We start from the raw sequence: 5,633 nt of genomic DNA, 5'->3' as shown, positions 1-5,633 counted from the left end.
AATTGTCCAATCTGGAATTTCAGCGCCTGAAGTTTTTCAATAAAGCTGCCAAATCCACTGGTCGAATGTCCGCCCTCAAAATTAAGACGCAGCACCTTTATCAGGTCCTCCATCTCGCAATTAACAAGGTCAAACCCGCCACGCATAAAGGCTTCGCCAAAGCCCGGATCCGGGCTGAGTGCCATTTTAAGTGTATTGGTCCAGTCCGGAACGGTCATGCCCGCCCGTGGTTCTGCTCCATCCCCCAGCACAACTTCGTGCTTGTCATCCACGCGAAACACCAAAGTCCCGCGTGTGACATGTTCCCGAAAGAAATCGAGAACCTTTTTCTGTGTCCAATCCAAAGTCATCGGGTACGTCATTGGCCGTCCTTTTTTCAAAAGTCGGGATAGGGTCCGAACCCATTAATTTGATTTGAAAGGCAGACGTTATATTTGCGAAATCCACGGAAAATGCCGCAGAGCCGGTTGGCATCCCGCACAAGGGATTTGACGCCGGGGTTTGCAAATATAACGTCTGTCCTTCGGATTAACCGGATTTGCACGGGCTACTTGGTCGCAAGGCCTTGGAAGATTTATATCTTCCTGCGGTTTTCCTCCGCGCATCCGCACAAACTCGGTCAACCATTCAAACCAAATTAATGGGTCCAGACCCTGGTGATCGCCCCATATGCAGCAATGCCGCATATCTGCGTTGAACCCATCTTCACGATCGTTTTGACTGGTCGTCCGGAAAAGTCGTCAAGTAGTGGCACTGGCGGCATCAATGCCCGCCAAGCCGAAAGTCAGAAATCAACCCGGCAATATGCAAAACGATTCTGATTTCAGGTTCGCTACATGAACCCCTGTAATAATTCTGCCAGATTTTTCTGCGATCTCAAGTAGTAATCATTATCCCCCTACCAACGACATGCTTGCGCAATCGCCCCGAAACCCTTACATGTCGCCGCAGATTATCAGACATTATCCACAGGTACGGGCTTTGATCCCCGCTGCCTGCCAGACTGAAAAGAGGCACCCTGATGGGCTATAAAATCGCCGTTGTCGGCGCGACCGGAAATGTTGGGCGCGAAATGCTCAACACTCTTGCCGAACGCAAATTCCCGGCAGACGAAATCTTTGCACTGGCCTCTTCGAAATCCATCGGTCGCACGGTTTCCTATGGCGAAGATGACGAACTCACCGTTTCGGACGCCGCGACCTTTGATTTCTCCAAGGCCGATATCGCGTTGTTTTCCGCCGGCGGCGAAACCGCCAAAAAGCTGGCACCGAAGGCCGCCGAGGCCGGCTGTGTCGTCATCGACAATTCAAGCTACTGGCGTATGGAACCGGGTGTTCCGCTTGTCGTGCCGGAAGTCAATGCGGATGCGCTGTCGGGTTATGCCAAGAAAAACATCATCGCCAACCCGAACTGCTCGACCATTCAGATGGTGCTTGCCCTTAAGCCGCTGCATGACATGGCAGCGATCAAGCGCATTGTCGTCTCGACCTATCAGTCGGTGTCCGGCGCCGGGCGGGCCGCCATGGACGAGCTGTTTAACCAGACGCGCGGCATCTATGTAAATGATCCGCCCCAGAAAGAAGAATTCACCAAGCAGATCGCTTTCAACGTCATCCCCCATATCGACAGTTTCATGGATGATGGTGCGACCCGCGAAGAATGGAAAATGACGGTCGAAACCCGCAAGATCCTTGCGCCGGAAATCGCGGTACATGCCACCTGTGTCCGTGTGCCGGTCTTTGTCGGTCACGGCGAAGCCGTCAATATCGAGTTCGAGAAACCGATCACCGTCGAAGATGCCCGCAAGGCCATGAAAGACTTCCCGGGTGTCTCGGTCGTCGATTACCGCCAGGACGAAGGCTATGTCACCCCGCAGGAAGTCCAGGGCGAAGACAATGTCTTTGTCTCGCGCGTGCGCAAGGACCCGACCGTTGAAAACGGCCTGTCGCTTTGGTGTGTTGGCGATAACCTGCGCAAGGGTGCCGCACTGAACGCCGTGCAAATCGCCGAAAAACTGATCGCCGATTTCCTGCCGAAAAAGTAATGGCAGCCTCCGGCCACACACCGAATTGAAACCAAAACCCGCCCATCCTGGGGCGGGTTTTGTCGTTCCGGGCCCCGGCAAGATACTGGTCAGAAGCGCCAAAAGGCGCTAGGGAAAAAGAACACAAATTTCAAAGCTAAAAATCATCCGACGTCCTCGTGACGACGGATCAAAAAAATCTGGGGAATCGGATGGTCAAACGCACACGCAAAGAAGCATCCCGCCTTGATGAAGCTGCCCGTGCAGGATGGCTTTATTATTGTGCGGGCAATACGCAAGATGAAATCGCCCACAAGCTTGGCGTGTCGCGCCCAACGGCTCAGCGCCTCGTATCCGCCGCCGTCAGCGAAGGACTGGTAAAGGTCCGCCTTGATCACCCGATTACCCATTGCATGGAACTGGGCAAGGCCATCTGCGAGACATACGGAATTGCCAATTGCGATGTGGTGCCAACCGATCCGGCTGCCCCGGACGCGATGTTTGGCATGGCACAGGCGGCCGCCAACTATCTGGAACGCGCGCTGCATACCACAGAGCCACAGATTATTGCCCTTGGCACCGGGCGTGCCATGCGTGCCATGGTGGACGAAATCGGGCGTATTGATGCCCAGCACCACAAGATCGTCTCGCTGGTTGGCACAATCGCTCATGACGGGGCTGCCAGTTTCTATGATGCCGTCACGGATCTTGCTGATCGCACGCGCGCGCCGCACTATCCCTTGCCGATCCCGGTGATCATCGCTGATCCGGAAATGCGTCAGCGCATGCAACAACAGCCACCGATGGACAATATCCTCAAACTCGCGCGTGAGGCCGATATCCGGTTTATCGGTGTCGGCCATTTGGGTAATGACGCACCGCTTCACATTGATGGCTTTATTTCCAAGGAAGAGCTGGTCTCGCTGCGCGACAGCGGCGGAATTGGTGAAGTCATCAGTTGGTCATTTGATCAGGACGGAAATATCCTTGATCATCCGGTCAATCACTGTGTGACGAGCGCCCCGGCAGTGCAGCCTGCAACCAACACCATTGCGGTTGCCAAAGGGACCAAAAAGGTCGCAGCGATTCGCGGCGCGATGCGCGGCAAACTGATTTCGACTCTCATTACAGACGAAGCCACAGCGGAAAGTTTGCTGCGCTAGCAACTACAATTTTTGGCCATCCTTGAAATGCTTTTGCGCCCCGCCAATCTCTTGGACGGGGCGCTTTTTTGTGCGGCGCAAAAACGATTTTGTTTGACAAGCACAGCTGAAATTGAGTGAATGCTCACGACCTGAACAAATGATCAATATGAGCAGCCGAAGCTGCTCAGCGGGTAAATAGTCCTTTGGGAGGAAATATGAAACGCGTAATGGGAGCAGCGCTGTGTGCGTTGCTGGCGGGCGGTATCGCACACGCCAATGCCGAAACGAAACTAACCATCGCAACCGTCAACAACGGTGACATGATCCGCATGCAGAAGCTGACGGATGATTTTACCTCCAAGAACCCTGACATTTCCCTGGAATGGGTCACGCTTGAGGAAAACACCCTGCGTCAGCGCGTCACCACCGACATTGCCACCAAGGGCGGTCAGTATGACGTCATGACAATCGGCACCTATGAAGTTCCGATCTGGGCTGAAAAAGGCTGGCTTGCACCGCTTGATAACCTTGGCTCCGACTATGACGTCGATGACCTGATGCCTGCCATCCGCTCTGCTGTGTCTAACGACGGCCAGCTGTATGCTGCACCGTTCTACGGCGAAAGCTCGATGATGATGTACCGCACCGACCTGTTCGAAGCTGCCGGTATTGAAATCAACGGCCGCCTGACCTGGGACCAGACCCTTGAAATCGCCAAGAAACTCCACAAGCCTGACGAAGGCGTTTACGGCATCTGCCTGCGCGGCAAGGCTGGCTGGGGTGAGAACATGGCGCTGATTTCGACCATGGGTAACGCCTATGGCGCGCGCTGGTTCGACGAAGAATGGAAACCGACCTTCGATGGCGAGGCATGGAAAAACGCCCTCGACATGTACACCAACATTCTTGGGAACTATGGTCCTCCGGGCGCGACGTCGAACGGCTTTAACGAAAACCTGTCGCTGTTTAACTCCGGCAAATGCGGCATGTGGATTGACGCAACTGTTGCAGCGTCCTTCGTCACCAACCCGAAAGAATCCAAAGTTGCAGACAAGGTCGGCTTCACCGAGGCACCGTGCGCTGTAACTTGCACCGGCGCCAACTGGCTCTGGGCCTGGAACCTTGGCATTCCGATGGGCTCGCAGAAAGTAGAAGCTGCTCAGAAGTTCATCTCCTGGGCGACCTCGAAAGACTATCTGGAACTGGTTGCCTCCAAGGAAGGCTGGGCAAACGTACCCCCGGGCACCCGTATGTCGCTTTATGAAAACCCGAAATATCTTGAAGCGGCACCGTTCGCAGACGAGACCCTTCTGGCAATCGACAGCGCCGACCCGATCAACTCGACCCTCGAACCGAAGCCGTATGTTGGTGTTCAGTTCGCTGCGATCCCTGAATTCCAGGGTATCGGAACCACGGTTGGTCAGCAGTTCTCAGCAGCCCTTGCTGGTCAGATGAGCGTTGAGCAGGCCCTCTCTGCTGCACAATCCTCTACCGACCGCACCATGCGTAAAGCTGGTTACTACTGATACACTTCCCGGACCGGAATTCTTTACCTGATTGGCATTCCGGTCCGCACCTCCTTAACCTGAGAGAAACTTGGGTGGTGGTTGCAAAACGCACCACCCTTTTTTTCCCTTAAGGACTAGGCTCAGGGCCTAATAAGGACAAAACGTCAATTTCGGGGAGCACATCATGTCGACACGGGCCTCGACCCTTACCGGGCGCATCATGTCCGCACCGTCGATCATCGTCCTGTTCTTGTGGATGGCCGTCCCGCTGGGCATGACGATTTACTTCTCCTTCCTGCGCTACAACCTGTTGTCGCCGGGAATGGAAGAGTGGATCGGTACACTTAACTACGAATTCTTCCTGACAGATCCGGCATTCTTCGCGTCCCTTGCCAATACCCTGTTGCTGGTCGGGTCTGTTCTGGTCATCACAGTGGTGGGTGGCATCCTTCTGGGTTTGATGCTTGATCAGCCGATCTTCGGGCGCGGTATCTTGCGCCTGCTGGTGATTGCACCGTTCTTCATCATGCCGACCGTGAACGCGTTGGTCTGGAAGAACCTTTTGATGGATCCGGTGTCAGGCATGTTTGCCTGGATCGCAAGCCTGTTTGGGTTGCCCGCGATTGACTGGTTCACCAATGCACCGCTGACCTCGATCATCATTATGGTGTCCTGGCAGTGGTTGCCCTTTGCCGTTTTGATCCTTCTGACAGCCCTGCAATCGCTTGACCGCGATCAAAAAGAAGCCGCCCAGATGGACGGTGCCGGTCCGGTCGCGATCTTCTTTTACATCACCCTGCCGCATCTTAGCCGTGCGATCACGGTGGTTGTCCTGATCGAAACAATCTTCCTGCTCACCGTCTTTGCCGAAATCTTTGTCACCACTGGTGGTGGCCCGGGTCTGGCAACGACCAACATCGCCTTCCTTGTTTATACGCAGGCGCTGTTGCAGTTCGA

General features: G+C 54.6%; 4 protein-coding genes and 1 pseudogene. 4 read left to right on the top strand and 1 reads right to left on the bottom strand.

Annotated features, from left to right (window positions below; translation table 11 throughout):
- A pseudogene (locus B2R48_RS14945) lies at positions 1-350 on the bottom strand (class I SAM-dependent methyltransferase); the annotation flags it as partial.
- Positions 351-1,021: 671 nt separating this feature from the next.
- Here B2R48_RS14945 and B2R48_RS14940 point away from each other — a divergent pair.
- The 4 genes from B2R48_RS14940 to B2R48_RS14925 all read left to right on the top strand — a co-directional run.
- Positions 1,022-2,044: an aspartate-semialdehyde dehydrogenase gene (locus tag B2R48_RS14940; RefSeq protein WP_062955961.1), complete on the top strand. Its 1,023-nt coding sequence runs from the start codon at positions 1,022-1,024 to the stop codon at positions 2,042-2,044.
- A 191-nt stretch (positions 2,045-2,235) separates the two neighbouring features.
- A complete protein-coding gene (locus B2R48_RS14935) occupies positions 2,236-3,186 on the top strand; it encodes a sugar-binding transcriptional regulator (protein WP_297001950.1) in 951 nt (316 codons plus the stop codon).
- Positions 3,187-3,383: 197 nt separating this feature from the next.
- A complete protein-coding gene (locus B2R48_RS14930; RefSeq protein ID WP_062955963.1) occupies positions 3,384-4,694 on the top strand; it encodes an ABC transporter substrate-binding protein in 1,311 nt (436 codons plus the stop codon).
- A gap of 166 nt (positions 4,695-4,860) precedes the next feature.
- On the top strand, positions 4,861-5,633 hold a 773-nt coding region (locus tag B2R48_RS14925; RefSeq protein ID WP_297001947.1), incomplete at its 3' end, for a carbohydrate ABC transporter permease.

This window comes from Thalassospira sp. UBA848, from assembly GCF_002295455.1.
In the GTDB taxonomy this organism is placed as follows: domain Bacteria; phylum Pseudomonadota; class Alphaproteobacteria; order Rhodospirillales; family Thalassospiraceae; genus Thalassospira.
Note: the sequence above shows the minus strand (reverse complement) of the source record. Positions and strands in the feature narration are given on the sequence as shown.

Bases quoted from the DNA above. Each gene is read 5' to 3' on its own strand.
- B2R48_RS14935 (WP_297001950.1), top strand. From the start codon at position 2,236: ATGGTCAAACGCACACGCAAAGAAGCATCCCGCCTTGATGAAGCTGCC.
- B2R48_RS14940 (WP_062955961.1), top strand. From the start codon at position 1,022: ATGGGCTATAAAATCGCCGTTGTCGGCGCGACCGGAAATGTTGGGCGC.
- B2R48_RS14930 (WP_062955963.1), top strand. From the start codon at position 3,384: ATGAAACGCGTAATGGGAGCAGCGCTGTGTGCGTTGCTGGCGGGCGGT.